At 71.2% G+C, this 16872-nt stretch carries 15 protein-coding genes; 2 read left to right on the top strand and 13 right to left on the bottom strand.

Features of this window, described 5'->3' with window-relative positions; all coding sequences use genetic code 11:
* Positions 1 to 96: 96 nt before the first annotated feature.
* A complete protein-coding gene (locus D9599_RS08495) occupies positions 97 to 621 on the bottom strand; it encodes a MarR family winged helix-turn-helix transcriptional regulator (RefSeq protein WP_198380791.1) in 525 nt (174 codons plus the stop codon).
* Between the two features lie 164 nt (positions 622 to 785).
* Here D9599_RS08495 and D9599_RS08490 point away from each other — a divergent pair, with 164 nt between their 5' ends.
* A complete protein-coding gene (locus D9599_RS08490; RefSeq protein ID WP_198380790.1) occupies positions 786 to 2375 on the top strand; it encodes an FAD-dependent monooxygenase in 1590 nt (529 codons plus the stop codon).
* A gap of 303 nt (positions 2376 to 2678) precedes the next feature.
* On the opposite strand, the gene D9599_RS08485 is transcribed toward D9599_RS08490, so the two are convergent.
* The 5 genes from D9599_RS08485 to D9599_RS08465 are packed head-to-tail and all read right to left on the bottom strand — an operon-like array spanning position 2679 to position 8933.
* The gene (locus D9599_RS08485) at positions 2679 to 3656 is read right to left on the bottom strand and encodes a tripartite tricarboxylate transporter substrate binding protein (RefSeq protein ID WP_198380789.1); all 978 of its coding nucleotides are present in this window, start codon (positions 3654 to 3656) and stop codon (positions 2679 to 2681) included.
* A gap of 57 nt (positions 3657 to 3713) precedes the next feature.
* A complete protein-coding gene (locus D9599_RS08480) occupies positions 3714 to 4853 on the bottom strand; it encodes an acyl-CoA dehydrogenase family protein (protein ID WP_198380788.1) in 1140 nt (379 codons plus the stop codon).
* A 13-nt stretch (positions 4854 to 4866) separates the two neighbouring features.
* Positions 4867 to 6069, bottom strand: coding sequence for an acyl-CoA dehydrogenase family protein (locus D9599_RS08475; protein WP_198380787.1), 1203 nt, complete (start codon positions 6067 to 6069; stop codon positions 4867 to 4869).
* 12 nt (positions 6070 to 6081) lie between these two features.
* Positions 6082 to 7260, bottom strand: a complete 1179-nt coding sequence (locus D9599_RS08470) for an acetyl-CoA C-acyltransferase (RefSeq protein ID WP_198380786.1) — start codon at positions 7258 to 7260, stop codon at positions 6082 to 6084.
* Positions 7257 to 8933 carry an AMP-binding protein gene (locus tag D9599_RS08465; RefSeq protein WP_198380785.1) on the bottom strand — a complete coding sequence of 559 codons (1677 nt, stop codon included), beginning with the start codon at positions 8931 to 8933 and terminating at the stop codon, positions 7257 to 7259. The genes D9599_RS08470 and D9599_RS08465 overlap by 4 nt, the downstream gene beginning before the upstream one ends.
* A 145-nt stretch (positions 8934 to 9078) precedes the next feature.
* On the opposite strand from D9599_RS08465, the gene D9599_RS08460 reads away from it, so the two are divergent.
* The gene (locus tag D9599_RS08460; protein ID WP_198380784.1) at positions 9079 to 9879 is read left to right on the top strand and encodes an IclR family transcriptional regulator; all 801 of its coding nucleotides are present in this window, start codon (positions 9079 to 9081) and stop codon (positions 9877 to 9879) included.
* Here D9599_RS08460 and D9599_RS32255 read toward each other — a convergent pair.
* The 7 genes from D9599_RS32255 to D9599_RS08425 are packed head-to-tail and all read right to left on the bottom strand — an operon-like array spanning position 9876 to position 16870.
* A complete protein-coding gene (locus D9599_RS32255; protein WP_198380783.1) occupies positions 9876 to 10862 on the bottom strand; it encodes a Gfo/Idh/MocA family protein in 987 nt (328 codons plus the stop codon). The two genes, D9599_RS08460 and D9599_RS32255, sit on opposite strands and share 4 nt — an antisense overlap.
* Positions 10859 to 11827, bottom strand: a complete 969-nt coding sequence (locus D9599_RS08450) for a zinc-binding dehydrogenase (RefSeq protein WP_198380782.1) — start codon at positions 11825 to 11827, stop codon at positions 10859 to 10861. The genes D9599_RS32255 and D9599_RS08450 overlap by 4 nt, the downstream gene beginning before the upstream one ends.
* A gap of 19 nt (positions 11828 to 11846) precedes the next feature.
* Positions 11847 to 12755, bottom strand: a complete 909-nt coding sequence (locus D9599_RS08445) for a beta-xylosidase (protein ID WP_198380781.1) — start codon at positions 12753 to 12755, stop codon at positions 11847 to 11849.
* Complete coding sequence (locus D9599_RS08440) at positions 12752 to 13537, bottom strand: TIGR04290 family methyltransferase (protein WP_198380780.1); 786 nt, start codon at positions 13535 to 13537, stop codon at positions 12752 to 12754. The genes D9599_RS08445 and D9599_RS08440 overlap by 4 nt, the downstream gene beginning before the upstream one ends.
* Positions 13534 to 14673, bottom strand: coding sequence for a glycosyltransferase (locus D9599_RS32250; RefSeq protein WP_198380779.1), 1140 nt, complete (start codon positions 14671 to 14673; stop codon positions 13534 to 13536). The genes D9599_RS08440 and D9599_RS32250 overlap by 4 nt, the downstream gene beginning before the upstream one ends.
* Positions 14670 to 15794, bottom strand: coding sequence for a glycosyltransferase family 4 protein (locus D9599_RS08430; RefSeq protein WP_309228578.1), 1125 nt, complete (start codon positions 15792 to 15794; stop codon positions 14670 to 14672). Before D9599_RS08430 ends, D9599_RS32250 begins: the two co-directional genes overlap by 4 nt.
* On the bottom strand, positions 15791 to 16870 hold the full coding sequence (locus D9599_RS08425; RefSeq protein WP_232480277.1) for an NAD-dependent epimerase/dehydratase family protein: 1080 nt from the start codon (positions 16868 to 16870) through the stop codon (positions 15791 to 15793). The genes D9599_RS08430 and D9599_RS08425 overlap by 4 nt, the downstream gene beginning before the upstream one ends.
* Between the last annotated feature and the right edge of the window lie 2 nt (positions 16871 to 16872).

The following is a 16872-nucleotide window of genomic DNA, read 5'->3' as shown; positions in this document are numbered from 1 at the left end:
GGGCGCGGTTCGGCCGGGCCGCAGGATGCGCGAGCCGGGCGCCCGCGTCACGCAGGCGGGCGCGCGCCCGCATCACGGGCGCGTGGGCGCGGCGCCTCAGCGCTCCGGGCGCATGAGCGGAACGCGGACGAGGGCATCGTGATGGTCCATCAGGCGGTCGAGCAGGGCGGTGAGGGTTTGCGCCTCCTCGGGGGAGAGAGGGGCGAGCAGGCGATCCCGGGCGCGCTCGGCCGCCGGTGCCAGGGCCTCAAGAAGGCGCGCTCCCTCCTCGGTGAGGGAGAGCACGCGGCGGCGGCCGTCGGTCGCGTGGCGGTCGCGGCGGAGCAGGCCACGCGCCTCCAGCAGCCCGACCACCATGCCCGTGGTGGAGCGGTCCAGCCCCAGAGCCTGGGCGACACCGACTTGGTCGAGTCCAGGCCACTCGCTGACGGCGACGAGGATGCCGTACTGGGTGGAGGTGACCTCGAAGCTGCGGCACTCCTCGGCGAAGACCGAGAGGGCGATCTGGTGTGCGCGGCGCAGCTTGAAGCCGGGGCGCGCATAGATCGCCGCGAGGAAGCTCGCCTCGGCCGCGGAACCCTGGGCAGGGGCCGGGCGGGGCTTGCGGGCCTGGCCGTTCACGGCCGCGCTTCCAGGGCGTGGTCGGGCATGGGAAGGGGTTCGCAGGAATCAGGGGCGAGCGCCAGGGGGTCCTTACAAATTTCGTCAGTCGTCTGACGATCTTGACTGACGGCGAGCGGGATGGAAATCTTGGGCCTGCTCAAGGAAGAACCGGAAACGCCTCGATGCCAGAAAACCAGGACAGTACGCAGGTCATCATCGTCGGCGGCGGACCGGTGGGAACGGGGCTCGCGATCGAGCTGGCGCTGCGCGGCGTGCGGTCCATCCTGGTGGAGCGCTACCCCTCCCCTCAGCCGATTCCCAAGGGTCAGAACCTGACCCAGCGGACCATGGAGCACTTCCATTTTTGGGGCGCCGAAGCCGCGCTGCGCGCCGCGCGGACCATCCCGCCTGAGTACGGGATGGGCGGGCTGACCGCTTACGGCACGCTGCTGGGCGAGTACCAGCACGACTGGCTGCAACGCGAACTGGTGCGGCAGTTCTACTTCACGGGCAACGAGCGCTTGCCGCAATACGCGACCGAAGCGGTGCTGCGGGCGCGGGCCGCAACCCTGCCGGAGATCACGACCCTCTATGGCTGGACCGCGGAGAGGGTGGAGCAGGACGCCGACGGCGTGACCGTCACCGTTGCCGAGCGGAAGGGCACGGGCCGCCGGACCCTCCGCGCCGCCTATGCCGTGGGCTGCGACGGCAGCAAGTCCACCGTGCGCGAGGCAGCGGGCATCACCCAGACGCGCTCGGACCACGATCGCCTCATGGTGCTGCTCGTCTTCCGCTCCGAGGGGCTGCACGAGTTGCTGAAGCGCTATCCCGGCAAGTCTTTCTACAACGTGCTGCACCCCGACCTTGAGGGATACTGGCAGTTCTTCGGACGCGTGGACCTCGGCACCACCTGGTTCTTCCACGCGCCCGTGCCGGCGGACACGACGAAGGACAACACCGATTTCACGGCGATGCTGCACCGGGCCGCCGGCGCGCCGTTCGACGCCGAGTTCGAGCATATCGGCTTCTGGGACCTGCGCTTCGCCATCGCGGACAGTTACCGCAAGGGCCGCCTCTTCGTCGCAGGCGATGCCGCGCACAGCCATCCGCCCTATGGCGGCTACGGCATCAACACGGGGCTGGAGGACGCGGTGAACCTCGGCTGGAAGCTCGCCGCGTGCTTCGACGGCTGGGGCGGGCAAGGACTGCTCGATTCCTACGACGCCGAGCGGCGGCCGGTCTTCGCCTCCACCGCCGGCGACTTCATCGAGCGCTCGATCCACGTGGACCGCGACTTCCTCGCCGCGCACGACCCGGCGCGCGACCGGGCAGGCTTCGAGGCCGGCTGGGCCGCGCGCACGTCCGGTGCGGCCGCCGAAGTGGCGTCCTTTGAACCGAACTATGAGGGATCACCCATCGTGCAGGCGCCGCCGGGCGAGCCGCGCGGTCCGAGCGCGGTCGGCACCCACAGCCTGACCGCACGCGCCGGCCATCACCTAGCACCGCAGATCATGGCCAGCGGCCGCAACGTCTACGAGGAGCTTGAACAGGGCTTCTCACTGCTCTCCGCCGCGCCGGAGAGCGGGGTGGCCGCTGAATTCCGTGAGGCCGCGAACAGGCTGGGCATGCCGCTCGCGGTGATCGCCCTCAGCGAGGAAGCTCGGCGCAACTACGCCGCCGAGAACGTGCTGGTGCGGCCGGACCAGTTCGTGGCCTGGGCGGGTGAGTCCGCGGAGGCGGAGAAGGTGCTGGCGCAGGCGCGGGGCGGCTGAGAGCCCTCTTCTTCTGTCGTTGCCCTGCGGCGCCGGAGAGGGCGCTGCCCTCTCCGGACGTCCGAGGCAGTGCCTCGGACCCCGCCAAGGGCCTGAGGCCCTTGGATCCCCATCTGGCTTCGCGGCTTCGATGACTGGGACCGGTTCTCTCCTGACGCCCTTCCTGCTCGTGCAGTCGCCTCGGGTCAGTGATCCGAGGCGCACCGACCGCTCAGTGATTCGGACTCAAAAAAAGATGATGGTGAGGGGTCCGGGGAGAGGAAGAATTCCTTCTTCCTCTCCCCGGCGTCACACAAAACCGGCTTACCCCGCCTTGAGCCCCAGGCGCCGGATCATCGCCCCGTCCTCCTCGTATTGCGCCCGCGCGGCCACGGTGTAGTCCGCACTGCCGAGGAAGGCGGGGGACATGTCGTAGCGGTCCAGCACCGCGGTATGGGCGGGGTCCTGGGCAGCCTCCCGGAAGGCCTCTTCGAGCACGCGCACCACCGCGGGGTCCATCCCCGCGGGGCCGCCGATGCCGTAGGGCGAGGTGGAGACGATATCGAGGCCGAGTTCCTTCAGCGTCGGCGCATCGGGGAAGCGCTTGGCGCGCTCCGGCCCCCAGGTGCAGAGCAGGCGGAGTTGCCCGGCGGCGACGAGTTCGGACCAGCCGCTCGTTTCCGCGGAGACCTGGGTATTACCGGAGAGGGTGGATTGCAGGTTCTCCGCCGCACCGCGGTAGGGCACCTGGACCCATTCGATCCCCTGTTTGGCCGCGATCTGCTCCATGGTGATGTGGAGCGAGGTGCCGGCGCCAGGCGTTCCGTAGCTGATCTTGCCCGGATTTGCCTTCGCGTAGTCCAGCAGCTCGCGGAAGGTTTGCCAGGGCGCATCGGCCTTCACCACCACGCCGAAGAGGTAGCCGGTGATCTGGGCGATGTAGGTGAAGTCCTTCATCGGATCGAAAGGCGGGCGCGGAACCATCTGCGGGTAGCGGAAGACCGAGATGGGGATCTGCGACAGCGTGTAGCCGTCCGGCCGCGCACCGCCCGCGAGAAGCTGCGCGCCGAGGATGCCGCCCGCGCCGGCGCGGTTTTCCACCACCACCGGCTGGCCGAGGCGGCGGGAGGTGGCGTCGGCCAGGGCGCGCATGAGGATGTCTGTGGAGCCGCCCGGCCCCCAGGGCACGATCAGGCGGATCGGCCGGTCGGGGAAGCGGGACTGAGCCAGCGCCGGGCGGGCAAGGGCAAGGCCGGTGCCGAGTGCGAGCGCGCCGCGGCGGCCGATGATGTCAGCGGTCATGGATAGTTTCCTCCTCGGCAGGCCCTTCGGCCCTTCCCGGTGCGCAGCAGCGTTCCGTCAGATCTCTTCCACCAGCCCGCCGGCCTCCGCAACCTCGCGCAGGTGGTGGTCGGTGTCACCGAAGAGCAGCTCGTTGGAGGTCAGGCGCTTGAAGAGGTGGCCGGCCCTGTACTCCCAGGTCATCGCGATGCCACCGTGCAGCTGCACCGCCTCCTGCCCGACGAGGCGGGAGGAGCGGTTGACCTGCGCCTTGGCCGCGGCGATCGCCGGGCGGCGCTCGCGGACGTCGGGCTCCTCCGCCATCATCGCGGCGTAGAGCGCCATGGAGCGCGCCTGTTCCACCGCGACCAGCATGTCCGCCGCACGGTGCTGGAGGGCCTGGAACGACCCGATCGTGACGCCGAACTGCTGGCGCTGCTTGAGGTAGTCCACGGTGATGCGGTGCAGCTCCTCCATCGCGCCGAGGCTGTCGGCGCAGAGGGCGGCAAGCGCCACGTCCACCACGCGGCCGGCCAGTGGCAGGCCGGCATCGACCTCGCCCAGCACGCGATCGGCCGGCACGCGCACGCCGTCGAGGGCGATCTCCGCCACGCGGGTGCCGTCCTGCGCGGGCATGCCGTGGCGGGAGACGCCCGACGCGTTCGCGTCCACCAGGAAGAGCGTGATGCCGTCTTGGTCGCGGCGCCCGCCGGCGGTGCGGGCGGTGACGACCAGCAGGCCAGCGTCGTCGCCGCCCAGCACCACACCCTTGCGGCCGTCGAGGACGAAATCGCCGCCGTCGCGGCGCGCGGTGGTGGCGACGTCGTAGAGGTCGTAGCGCGACTGCCGCTCGAGCTGCGCGAAACCCACCTTCAGGGAGCCGTCGGCGATCTGCGGGATGAACTCCGCGCGCTGCGCCTCCGTGCCGCCGAGGCGCAGGAAGCCGCCGCCGAGCACGACCGTGGAGAGATAGGGCGCGGTGATGAGGGCACGCCCGATCGCCTCCATGACGATCATCGTCTCGACGGGGCCGCCGCCGATGCCTCCATCCTCCTCCGCGAAGGGCAGCGCGAGGACGCCGAGTTCCGCGAGCCCGTTCCAGAGCGCAGCGCCATCACCCGCGCCCCCGTGCTGCGCGGGTTCGCGCGCGTTGTCCGCCGCGAAGCGGTCGATGCTTTCCTTGAGGAGCCGCTGCTCCTCCGTCAGGTCGAAGTCCACGCCGCGTTTCCTCTCAGAGACCCAGGAAGGCCTTGGCGATGATGTTGCGCTGGATCTCGTTCGAGCCGCCGTAGATCGAGACCTTGCGGTAGTTGAAGTAGAGCGGCGCCGCGGCATCGGCCCATTCGGGTGAGACGGCGGGCTCGTTCCAGCCCTCCGGCCGGTCGTGCTCCGGCGCCGGCAGCGCGTAGGGGCCGGCGACCTCCAGCAGCAGCTCCGTCGTCGCCTGCTGGAGTTCCGAGCCCTTGATCTTGAGGATCGAGGAGGCCGGATCGGGCTTGTCGGCGTCGCGGTGGCGCTGGTTGGCGACGACCCGCATCTGCGTGATCTCGAGCGCCTTCAGCCCCACTTCCAGTTCGGCCACGCGGCGGCGGAAATCGGCGTCGTCCCACAGCGTGCGGCCGCCCGCCTCCGTCTCGCGCGAGAGGCGCTTGGCGCGCGCCAGGCGCTGCTTGGAGAGCCCGATGCGCGCGATGCCCGTGCGCTCGTTAGCCAGCAGGAACTTCGCGTAGTCCCAGCCGCGGTTCTCCTCGCCCACCAGGTTCTCGGCGGGCACCTCCACCTCGTCGAAGAAGACCTCGTTCACCTCGTGCGCGCCGTCGATGGTGATGACGGGACGCACTGTGATGCCCGGCGTCTTCATGTCGATCAACAGGAAGGAGATGCCGCGCTGCTTCTTCGCCTCGCGGTCGGTGCGGACAAGGCAGAAGATCCAGTCCGCGTGCTGGCCGAGCGTCGTCCAGGCCTTCTGGCCGGAGACGATATACTTGCCGTCCCGCTTCTCCGCGCTGGTGCGCAGCGAGGCGAGGTCCGACCCCGCGCCGGGCTCGGAGAAGCCCTGGCACCACCAGATGTCAAGATTGGCCGTCGCCGGCAGGAACTTGCGCTTCTGCTCCTCCGAGCCGAAGGCGGCGATCACGGGGCCGACCATGAAGACGTTGAACTGAAGCGGCAGCGGCACGGCGGCGCGCTGCAGTTCCTCGGTGTAGAGGTAGCGCTGCACCGGCGACCAGTCCTTGCCGCCCCAGGCCACCGGCCAGTTCGGCGTGGCCAGCCCCGCCGCGTTGAGGATGCGGTGGGAGGTGATGATGTCCTCGCGGTCGAGGTGCCGGCCCTCGGCCACCTTTCGGCGGATCTCGGCGGGCACCTTCTCGCGGAAGAAGCGGCGGAGATCGTCGCGAAAGGCGATCTCCTCGGGCGTGAAGCGCAGGTCCATTGTTGTCCCTCCTTACGCGATCTCGATCAGGCCGGCCGCGCCCTGGCCGCCGGCCACGCACATCGTCACCACGGCGTAGCGCACGCCTCGGCGGCGGCCCTCTATCAGCGCGTGGCCGACCATGCGCGCGCCGCTCATGCCGAAGGGGTGCCCGATGGAGATGGCGCCGCCGTTGACGTTGACCAGCTCCGGGTCGATGCCGAGGGTGTCGCGGCAGTAGATGGACTGCGAGGCAAAGGCCTCGTTCAGCTCCCACAGCCCGATATCCTCCACCTTCAACCCGTGGCGGGCGAGCAGGCGGGGCACGGCGAAGACCGGGCCGATGCCCATCTCCTCCGGCTCGCAGCCCGCGACGGCCAGGCCGCGGAAGATGCCGAGCGGCTGGAGGCTCCGCCGCGCCGCCTCCTCGGCGGACATCAGCACGCTGGCGCTGGCGCCGTCCGAGAGCTGGCTGGCGTTGCCCGCGGTGATGTACTTGCCCTCCCGCACGGGCTTGAGCTTGGACAGGCCCTCCATCGAGGTATCGGGCCGGTTGCCCTCGTCCTTGTCGAGCGTGACCTCCTGCTGCCGGACCTCGCCGGTCGCCTTGTCCGTCACGTTCATCGTCGCGGTGATCGGCATGATCTCGTCGTCGAAGCGGCGAGCCTGCTGGGCACTTGCGGTGCGGCGCTGGCTTTCCAGCGCGAACTCGTCCTGCGCCTCGCGGGAGATGCCGTAGCGCTCGGCCACGAGGTCCGCCGTGTCGATCATCGTGTCGTAGATGGAGGGTTTGTTCGCCTCCAGCCAGGCGTTGCGATAGTGGTTGCGGTTCACCGTGGGCTGCACGAGGGAGATCGATTCCACCCCGCCCGCGACGGCCACCGGCACCTTGTCCACGATGATGCGCTTGGCGGCAGCGCCGATGGCCTCCAGACCGGAGGCGCAGAAGCGGCTGACGGTGACGCCGGCCGAGGTGACGGGGATGCCGGCGCGGATGGCGGCGTGGCGGGCCACGTTGCCGCCCGTCGCGCCCTCCGGGTAGCCGCAGCCCATGACCACTTCCTCCACCGCCTCGGGCTCTAGCTTCGCGCGCGACATGGCGGCGCCGATGGCGTGGGCGGCCATGTCGGCGCCGTGGGTGGCGTTCAGCGCGCCGCGCATGGCGCGCCCGATGGGCGTGCGGGCGGTGGAGACGATCACGGCATCGGTCATGCGGGGGGGCTTTCCTTGGGGGTCGCGCTCCGGGCCATTTCCTCGGCGACCAGGGCGCTGGCCAGCAGCTTGCCGGCGGGGGAGCGGGGAAGTTCGCCGCGCAGTTCCAGCGCGGCCGGCATCTCGTGGCGGCCGAGGCGGTCGCGGAGGAAATCCTTCAGCGCGTCGAGCGTCATCTCGGGCGCGCCGGAGCGCAGCGTGACGAAGGCCTTAGCGGACTGGCCGCGATAGGCGTCGGGAATCCCGATCACCACCACCTCGTTCACGTCAGGGTGCTCGTAGATCGCGCCCTCGATCGCGGCCGGGTACACGTTGAAGCCGCCGGAGATGATCATGTTCTTCCGGCGGTCCATGAGGAAGAACATTCCGTCCCCCTCCATGCGGCCGATATCGCCGGTGAGGAACCAGCCGTCACGGAAGGCGGCCGCAGTTTCGGCGGGCGCGTTGAGATAACCGGCGAAGACATTGGGGCCGCGGATGGCCATCTCCCCGGCCTCACCGGGCGGCAGCGCGCGGGAGGGGTCGTCCAGCGCCACAATGCGCATGTCCACGCCCGGCAGGGGTACGCCGATAATCCCGGGGCGGAGCTTGGCCGCGATCGGCACGCGCGTGCCGGCGGGCGCGGTTTCAGTCATGCCCCAGCCGATATGCAGGCGCTGACCGAGCATTGCCTCCACCTTCGCGCCGACATCAAAGGGCAGCGGCGCACCGCCGGAGACGCAGGCTCGGAGCGAGGAGAAGTCGCGCGAGGCCGATCCCGGCTGGTTCAGCAGCGCGATCCACATCGTCGGCACGCCCGAGAGCACCGTCACGCGCCGCTCCTCGATGTCGCGCAGCACCGCCTCGGCCTCGAAGCGCGGGCGCAGCAGGATCTCGTTGCCGCAGGAGAGGTGGCGCAGCAGCACGCTCGTCAGGGCGTAGATGTGGAACAGCGGCAGCACGCCCATGACGCGCTGCTCGCCCTCCGCCAGCGCGCCGCCGTCCACCCAGTGGCGGTAGATGTCCACGGCGGCCGTCAGGTTCGCGTGGGTGAGCATGGCGCCCTTGGGCAGGCCGGTGGTGCCGCCGGTGTACTGTAATAACGCGACGTCCCCCGGCGAGACCTGCGGCCAGGCGGGCACCGCGCCGCCATCGAGGGCTGAAAGGCTGGGCGCGCGCGGGTCCCCCTCCCCCGATGCGCCGCCCCAGGCAGCATCCTCGCCGAGCAGCACGCGATCGACGATGCCCGAATCCAGCATCTCCAGCGCCGCGGGAAGCAAGCCCGGCAGGTCGGTGGTGATGACGATCCGCGCGCCGCTGTCGGTCAGCTTGTGGTGCAGCACCCGGCGGGCATCGAGCGGGCTGAGATGCACCACCCGCGCCCCCAGCTTCGCGAGGGCGAGGAAGCAGACGGGGTGCCAGGGCGTGTTCGGCAGCAGCAGCCCGACGGGAAGGCCCGGCGCCACCCCAAGGCGCATCAGGCCGGCCGCCAGCCGGTCCACCGCGGCGCCGAGGGCGGTGTAGCTCACCCTCTGGCCGCGGTACTCCAGCGCGGGTTGGCCTCCCCAGCGCGCTACGGCCCGGTTCAGCAGGTCGCCGATGGTGCCGGTCGTGATGGGCGCATCCCAGCGGCAGCCCGGCGGGTAGGAGGCGAGCCAGGGGCGGAGCGGCGCTGTGAGCGCCTCCTCAGCCATGGGTTCGGGAAACCGCCATCTGGGGCCGCACCGTCGTCTCCTCTCGCCGGCCTTGTCGTATATTCCGCAATGCGGAAATATGTTCTGCCGCTTCGCTCTTGGTATCGGAGAGCCAGGGGCGCGGTCAAGCGCGAGAGGATGGGCCATGCGGAAGCGCGCGGCGGAAGTGGAGGTGGCCCCCGGCGAGGATCGCCAGTTCGTGGCGGCCATCGCCCGCGGCTTCGACATCCTTCACGCCTTCCGGGCCGAGGACCCGATGCTCGGCAACCAGGAGCTGGCGGAGCGCACGGGGTTGCCGCGCGCCACCGTCTCGCGCCTCACGCACACGCTGACGCGGCTGGGCTACCTCACCTACCTGCCACGCTTCGCGAAGTACCAGCTCGGCCTTGGCGCGGTGCCGCTGGGGCAGCTCGCGCTGGCCAATATGAGCATCCGGCGGCTGGCCGCACCGCTGATGCGCGCCCTGTCGGAGGAGACGCAGGCCTCCACCTCGCTGGGCAAGCGGGACTGGCTGCTGATGGTCTATGTGGAGCACGTCTCGCCGCGCACCGCCGTCGCGCTGCAGCTGGAGGTCGGGTCGCGCCTGCCGCTCGCGCTGACGGCGATGGGCCGCGCCTGGTACGCGCGCTCGGGCGAGGCGGAGCGGGAAGCGATCGACCGCGAGCTTGCCGCCCGCCAGCCCGGCGAGTGGCCGGCGATCCGCGAAGGCCTGCGGGAGGCCGTGGCGATGCAGGAAAACCTCGGCTTCACCGCCTCGCTCGGTGACTGGCAGCCGACGGTGCACGCGGCGGGCGCGGCCGTGGCGCTGCCGGGGGGCGAGATCGTGGCGCTCAACTGCGGCGCCCCCGCCTTCATGCTCGGGCGGGAGCGGGTGATGACGGAAATCGGCCCTCGCCTCGCGGCTGTGGCGCGGCGGATCGAGGCGATGGCGCGGGGGCCGGGCTAGCGCCCGTAGATGCGGTCCAGCACCTCGGCCACGGCCACCAACTCCTCCGCCGAGGGGTCAAAGCGGGCACCGGCGGCGAGGCGGGCGGCCCAGTCGGCGGCGGCGCGCCCGCCCCAGTCGTCCGGCGGGCTCGCGAGCGTCTCGCGGGCGGTGCCGCGGAAGCGCTCGGCGGTGAAGTCGTAAAAGGAGCCGTTCTCGTTGCGCAGCGCCGCTCCGCCCGCACTTCCCTGGAACTCCGCCGCGATCACCGCGTCGCGCCCGGCGTGGAGGTTCCAGGAACAGGCGAGCCGCACCACCGCACCGGTCGCGAGCGTGAGAGTGGCGACAGCGTAGTCCTCCACCCGGTCCGTGCGGCCCGCCAGCGGCTCCCCGCCGGCAAAGAGGGCACTGGAAACATCGGTGACCGCCGGGAAATCGAGCGCCCAGAGGGCGAGGTCCACGAGATGGACGCCAAGGTCCATCACACAGCCGCCTCCCGACAGAACGGGGTCGCGGAACCAGGGCTTGTCCGGCCCGTAGGCGTTGTGGAAGGTCAGGTCCACGGCGAAGGGATGGCTGAGGCCGCCCTCCCCGATCACCTCGCGGATGCGGCGCATCCCCTCAGTGTGGCGGTAGGAGAGATCGACCGCGAGAAGCCTGTCGGCCCCGCGCGCCGCCTCCACCACAGCCCGCGCCTCGGCGGCGGTGCGGCCAAGAGGCTTCTGACAGAAGACGGCCGCGCCCGCGCGCAGCGCCCGGATCGACTGCTCTGCGTGCAAGGCGCTCGGGGTGGCGATCACCACGCCATCCGGCCGCAGGGCGAGGAGTTCGTCGAGGCCGTTCACCACCGCGGCACCGGGCGCGAGCTTCGCCGCCTCCGCTGCCATCTCGGGCGAGGGATCGGCGATCCCCACCGCCTCCACCGCGCCGCCCGCGAGGATCGCGGCCATGCGGTGGCGCCCGATCCAGCCGGTGCCGAGGAAACCGAGGCGCGGACGGCTCACGAGAAGCGCACCAGGGCCTTCAGGAAGCCGTCCGGCCGATCCCGCGTGGCGTCCAGCGCCTCGCCCAGCCCTTCCAGCCCGTAGGCATGGGTGAAGAGGGGCGCGGGGTCCAGGCGGCCTGAGGCGATGGCGTCCACCGCCTCGCGGATGCCCTCGACATAGACCTTGGGGTCACGCTCATGCGCGTTGATCACGTCGATCCCGCGCCAGTTCCAGAGCCACATGTTCACCTGTCGCGGCCCGTCCTGGTGATAGCCCGCGACGACCAGCCGGCCGCGCTCCGCCGTCAGCTCGCCCGCGAGGTCGAGCGGCCACTGCTTGCCAACGGCCTCAATCACCACCTCGCAGAAGCGGCCCTCGGTCAGGGCCTTCACCCGCTCGATAATGGCGTGGTGGTCCTCCATCGGGATCGTCTCGGCCGCGCCCATGCGGCGCGCGAGGTCGAGCGAGTAGGGGCGGCGGGAGATGGCGATCACGCGCGCCCCCGCATCCGTCGCCAGCCGCGTCAGGATGGCACCGAGGAAGCCGATCCCCACGATCGCCACCGTCTGCCCCGCCTTGATCCCGCTGCGGCGGAAGATGTTCATCGCGCAACCCAGCGGCTCGCCTGGGAAAGGCTGGCCCGCGAGCGAGGCCGGGAGCGGCACGACGTTGCCGGCCTCCGCGATGTCGTACTCCGCATATCCGCGATAGGTGAGCGCGGCCACGCGGTCGCCGACGCGCAGCCCCTCCACGCCCTCGCCCAGCGCGTCCACCACCCCCCAGGCCTCGTGGCCGAGGTCGCCGGGCTCGGTCGGGAAGCGCATCCAGTCGGGTCCCGACCAGGGCGTGAGATTGGAGGCGCAGACGCCACAACCTTCCAGCCGCAGCCGCACCTGCCCGGGGCCGGGCTCGGGGCGCGGCACCTCGCGCACGGAGAACTGGCCGGGTCCGGTCAGGACGGCGGCGCGCATCTGGTCAGTCATGAGCGGGAAGGGCTTCTCTTCAGGCCGCCACCGCCGCCCGCGCCGGCGCGTAGCGGCGCACCATGGAGGCGCAGAACTCGGCGAATTCCTCGGGCACCTGGGGCGGGCTGGTGTGGTGGGGCGCGACGCCGCGGTGCTCCGGCGTGAAGCAGAAGGTCACGGTCACGTCGAAATCCGCCAGCGCCTCCATCTGCCGGTCGAACCAGTCGAGCGCGTTGGGGCGGAAGCTGTCGGCCCAGGAGAGGCCGGTGCGAAGATGGCGCACGCCGAGGCGCTTCATCCAGGCCACCGCGTCGTGCAGGCGGTGATCCTCGTAATGGAACCACTGGCAGAGGCCCATCTCCGGCGCGTGCTTGCCGAAATGCTCGATCGCAGGCTTGGGCGACCCGTCCTCGCGCAGCAGGCCCATGTAGAAGTGGCGGTAGTAGGAGGAACCCTCGGCCTCGCGGTGGCGCGTGGTGGCGCCCCAGGCCTGCGGCAGGTCATAGAGGGAGTACCAGTGGATGCGCGGCGCCTTGCCGATCAGCAGTTCGGCGGTGCGGTTGAGACCCCAGACCTGCACCTCCTCCGCCCCGAAGGTGGAGATGCCCACCTCGCTCACCCAGATCGGCTTGTCGGTCACCGCCCGGATCTCGTCGATCTTGGCGGGCCACTCGTCGATCTTCCAGAGATTCCAGTCGAGCGGGAAGCCGTGCACGGCGACGACGTCGATCTCCTCCATCAGCCCGCGCTCCGTCATATTGACGATGAAGGAGGGATCGATGGGCGAGATGCCGCCGAGGACGCGCGGCAGGTTCGGGTTCGCCTCGCGGATGGCGCGGCCGGCGAGGCGCGCGGTCTCGGCGAAGATCGCCCAGCCGGGATCGAGCTCAGGGTCCCAGTGGGACTTGTTGTTCGGCTCGTTCCAGATCATCGCGGCTTCGATCACGCGCGGCTTCCCTTCTCGTCGCGTCCGGGCGCGGGATAGACGGCGCCGGCGCCCCAGGGGGCCTCCGCGCGCCGGCAGAGATAGACCTCCTCCTCGGGGTGATCGAGGATCGCGAAGCCGGCGGAGCGGAGCATGGCCCCCGACGCCGCGGCGTTCGGCACCCACCAGTTGGAGGGATCCTTCGAGTAGTTCCGCTCGATGAAGTGCAGCTTCGGCCAGCCGGGCTCGTCGAAGATCGCCGTCTCGGAGAAGGGGTAGTCGGCCTCGGGCGTCATCACCGTCTTCGCGCCGCGCTGCATCGACTGGAACAGCAGCAGGTCGTCCGCCACGTGCTCGTGGATGAGGTCCAGCGCCAGCAGCGGGTGGCGGAGGTGGTAGAGGACGCCCATGAAGATCACGAGGTCGAAGCGCTCCCCCAGCGCGCCCACGTCGTAGACGGAAAGGTTGCGGAACTCCGCCTCCAGCCCCGTCACCTCCGCGGCCAGGCGCGCCTGGGCAAGGTAGCGATCGTCGCTGTCGATGCCGAGCACGCGGGCGGCGCCGCGCCGCTTCATCTCCATCGAGTAGAAGCCGGCGTTGCAGCCGATGTCGAGCACGCTCTTGCCCGTGAGATCGGCGGGAATCGCGTGGGCGAAGCGGCGGAACTTGTTGGCGGGGTAGTCGTAGAGAAAATGGTTCGGTGCGGTCCGCACGCCCCCGAGGTCGAGGTTGTGGAACCAGTCGCCCAGCGCCTCCACGCGGGCGCGGATCTCCTCCGTGGATAGCATCGCGGTGCTGCTCATGGCGCGGGCGCCTCTTCAGTACGGGTGGGGCCCAGCTTCCGCGCGGGCGCCGTGCCCAGGCGGGAGAGAATGCTCATCAGCTCGTCCACGCGATGCGCGCAGCTATGGCGGGCACGAATGGTCTCGAGGCCGCTCTCAACGACCGCGCGGCGCAGGGCGGGATCGTCGCGCAGCGCCAGGAGGTGCCGTGTCATCTCCGCGCCGTCGCGGGCGGTGAGATAGTCCCGGCCGGGTCGGAACAGCCCCTCCTCGTCGCGCCAGGGGGCGGAGACAAGCGGGATCCCGCAGGCCAGCGCCTCGAAGACGCGGATGGTTGGGATGCCCGGCAGCATGTCCACGTAGAAGCGGCGAGGGACGTGGACGGTCGCGAGGTGGCGCGCGAAGACCTCCGGCGCGCGGGCATTGGGCAGCCAGCCGCGGTAGCGCGCGCCGTGGCGCTCCAGCATGGCCCGCGCCTCCTCGGGGTAGCGCACGCCGAAGATGTCGAGCGGCAGCCCGGCCTCCTGCGCAGGGCGGAGAAGGAAGCCCTCCAGCTCCGCCGTTCGCTCGCCGTCGCCCCAGTTGCCGATCCAGACGAGCCCCTCGCGCGGGCCCTCCTCCTCGGGCGGGTGGAAGAGGCGCGTGTCGGCCGCTTCGTGCCAGGTGAAGACGCGGTCGCCCCAACCCCAGCGCCGATAGACTTCGGAGAGCGTGGCGCCGAAGGCCAGCACGGCGTCGTAGCCGTCGAGGTCGAAGGTGCGGATAGCCTCGGGATCGCTGACCGCGCGGTGGTGCGTGTCGTGGAAGAGCAGCGTGAACGGCGCGCCCAGCCGGCGGAGCCGCCCGACCGCGGCGACGAGCGCGGGCTCGTTCCACTCATGCACGATGACAACATCGGCACCGGAGAGCGCGGCCTCCAGCCCCTCCGTGCCCGTGAAGGCGGTGGAGCGAAGCTCGGGATAGTTCGCGCGGTAGGCGTCGAGCCCGGCCTCGCCATGGTCCCGCAGCAGGTTCTCCAGGCTCCAGGCGTCCTCCGGCTCCATCGCCCGCACCTCGTGCCCGCGATGGATCAGCTCCCGCAGCACGCCGCGCAGGAAATGCGCGTTGCCGTGGTTCCAGCAGGAGGCGAGGGAATGGGTAAGATAGACGAACCTCACGCCGCCACGCTCCCGGACAGAATCAGTGGGCGGTACACGTCGAGCATCGCGCCCGCCATAGTGTCCACCGTGTAGCGGGCCGCACGACGGCGGGCGGCGGCGCCGAGGCGCGCACGCTCCGCAGGGTCGGCCGCGAGGCGCGCGATGGCCGCGGCGGCCGCGGCTTCGTCGCGTGGTGGCACGTAAAGGGCGGCGGCGCCCCAGAGTTCGCGAAAGGTCGGGATATCCGACAGCACCAGCGGGCACCCTGCACTCGCGGCTTCCAGCACCGCGAGGCCGAAGGGCTCGTAGAGCGCGAGGGAGGCGTAGATCGGGCGCTGCGCGAGCAGCGCGGCCAGGGCCGGCTCGCCGAGATGCCCGAGGGCGCGGACATGCCGGGGCTCCGCCCGGTCGCCGTTCGGCCCCGCTACCGGCCCGGCCGCGAGCACCGGCACGTCGAGGCGCGCGGCCGCGAGGTCCAGCGTGCGGAGGTTCTTCCCCTTGTCCCAGAGCCGCCCGGCCGTGAGCACGAAGAGCGGCGGCGTGCCCGCCGGAACCTCGCCCGGCGGAGCCATGGGGCGGCGGCCGTTATGCACCACCACCGGCCGCCGCGGCAGGGCGTAGCGCCGCGCGGTGGCCTCCCCGAAGGCGCGGCTGGGCGTGACGAGCGTGGAGGCGGCGAGGCACCCTCGGCGCATCAGCTCGGCGTGCCAGGCGAAATCTGGCGGCAGCGCGCCGCCATAAACGGCATCCCACCAGGTGACGACGCAGGAATGCGAAACGGCGACGACGGGCACGGGAAAGGCCGTGCCGGCGGCGTGCGCCGGGCTGTTCAGGTGGACGGCATCCACCCGCGCGGCCTCGGCCAGGGTGGCCAGGGCCTCGCCGGAAGCGCGCAGTTCCTCCGGCCCCTCGGCCAACCAGTCCAGCGGCAGGCCGGTCGGCAGCAGCTCCAGGCCGGGAATCGCGGCCGCACGGACGAGTTGATCGCCCCGCGGCGCCGGGCCGAGCACGGCGATGACCGGCATCACGCCCGCCGAGGAGAGCCCGGCCGCGAGGTCGAGCGCGTAGGTCCAGACACCGCCGGCCGCATCCGCCGTGATCAGCAGCCTCGCGCCGCGGCCTCGCGAGCCATCGGTCACGCGCTGGCGTGCTCGGCGGCGTGCTCGGGCGCCGCGCGCTCCTCGCGCAGCCAGCCGGCCAGGGCCGCCACGCCCTCGCGCCACGGACGGGCCGGGCGCAGGTCGAGCTCCCGCACCGCGCGCCCCGTGTCCGAGACGTAGTAGCGCTGGTCGCCCGCGCGCCAGTCCGCGTAGTGCGTCTCGACCGGCCGTCCCGTGATGTCGCCGATATGCGCGAGAAGCTGGCGCAGGCTGATCGCGTTGACCGGCCCGCCGCCGAGATTGAAGGCGCGGCCCGAGATCTCGTCGATGCGCCGCCAGGCCGAGACATAGGCATCCACCGCGTCGCGCACGTCCAGCACGTCCCGCACCTGGCAGCCGTCACCGTAGATGCTGATCGGCTCCCCCCGCAGCGCGCGGAGGATGAAGTGGGCGACCCAGCCCTGGTCCTCGGTGCCCATCTGGCGCTGGCCGTAAATGCAGCTCATGCGCAGAACCGCCGTCGGCACGCCGAAGGAGCGGCCGAAATCAAGCACGTACTGGTCCGCCGCCCCCTTGGAGCAGCCATAGGGCGTGTGGAAGTCGAGCGGCCGATCCTCGCTCACGCCGCGCGCGCGCACGGTGGGGTCGCGCGGCACGTAGGCGTCGCCCAGCAGGTCCAGCGTCACGTCGCCGAGGTCGCCATAGACCTTGTTCGTGCTGGCGAAGACGAGCGGCACGCGCTCCCCGCGGCGACGCAGCGCGTCCAGCAGGGCGAAGCTGGCGCCGAGATTGATGTCGAAATCCTCGCGCGGGTCCACGAGACTGGTGGTGACGGCCACCTGTGCAGCGAGATGGAACACCGCCGAGGCCTCGCTCGCCGCGGCCTCCAGGCTCGCCGTGTCGCGCACATCGGCGATGGTGGCGGAGATCCGGCGCGGATGCCGCTGCTTGAGCCAGTCGAGGTTGGTCGAGACCCCGGGACGCGAGAGCGCGTCGTAGATCAGGACGTCGTGCCCCTCCCCCGCCAGCCGATCGGCAAGGTTGGAGCCGATGAACCCGGCACCGCCCGTGATGAGGACTGGCCGGGTACCGGGAAGGGCCGGCGCCTTCGGCATCG

The sequence above is a fragment of the Roseomonas sp. KE2513 genome, assembly GCF_016107305.1.
Classification (GTDB): domain Bacteria; phylum Pseudomonadota; class Alphaproteobacteria; order Acetobacterales; family Acetobacteraceae; genus Roseomonas.
Note: the sequence above shows the minus strand (reverse complement) of the source record. Positions and strands in the feature narration are given on the sequence as shown.

Bases quoted from the DNA above. Each gene is read 5' to 3' on its own strand.
- D9599_RS08490 (WP_198380790.1), top strand. From the start codon at position 786: ATGCCAGAAAACCAGGACAGTACGCAGGTCATCATCGTCGGCGGCGGA.
- D9599_RS08485 (WP_198380789.1), bottom strand. From the start codon at position 3,656: ATGACCGCTGACATCATCGGCCGCCGCGGCGCGCTCGCACTCGGCACC.
- D9599_RS08475 (WP_198380787.1), bottom strand. From the start codon at position 6,069: ATGGACCTGCGCTTCACGCCCGAGGAGATCGCCTTTCGCGACGATCTC.
- D9599_RS08470 (WP_198380786.1), bottom strand. From the start codon at position 7,260: ATGACCGATGCCGTGATCGTCTCCACCGCCCGCACGCCCATCGGGCGC.
- D9599_RS08465 (WP_198380785.1), bottom strand. From the start codon at position 8,933: ATGGCTGAGGAGGCGCTCACAGCGCCGCTCCGCCCCTGGCTCGCCTCC.
- D9599_RS08460 (WP_198380784.1), top strand. From the start codon at position 9,079: ATGCGGAAGCGCGCGGCGGAAGTGGAGGTGGCCCCCGGCGAGGATCGC.
- D9599_RS08450 (WP_198380782.1), bottom strand. From the start codon at position 11,827: ATGACTGACCAGATGCGCGCCGCCGTCCTGACCGGACCCGGCCAGTTC.
- D9599_RS08440 (WP_198380780.1), bottom strand. From the start codon at position 13,537: ATGAGCAGCACCGCGATGCTATCCACGGAGGAGATCCGCGCCCGCGTG.
- D9599_RS08425 (WP_232480277.1), bottom strand. From the start codon at position 16,870: ATGCCGAAGGCGCCGGCCCTTCCCGGTACCCGGCCAGTCCTCATCACG.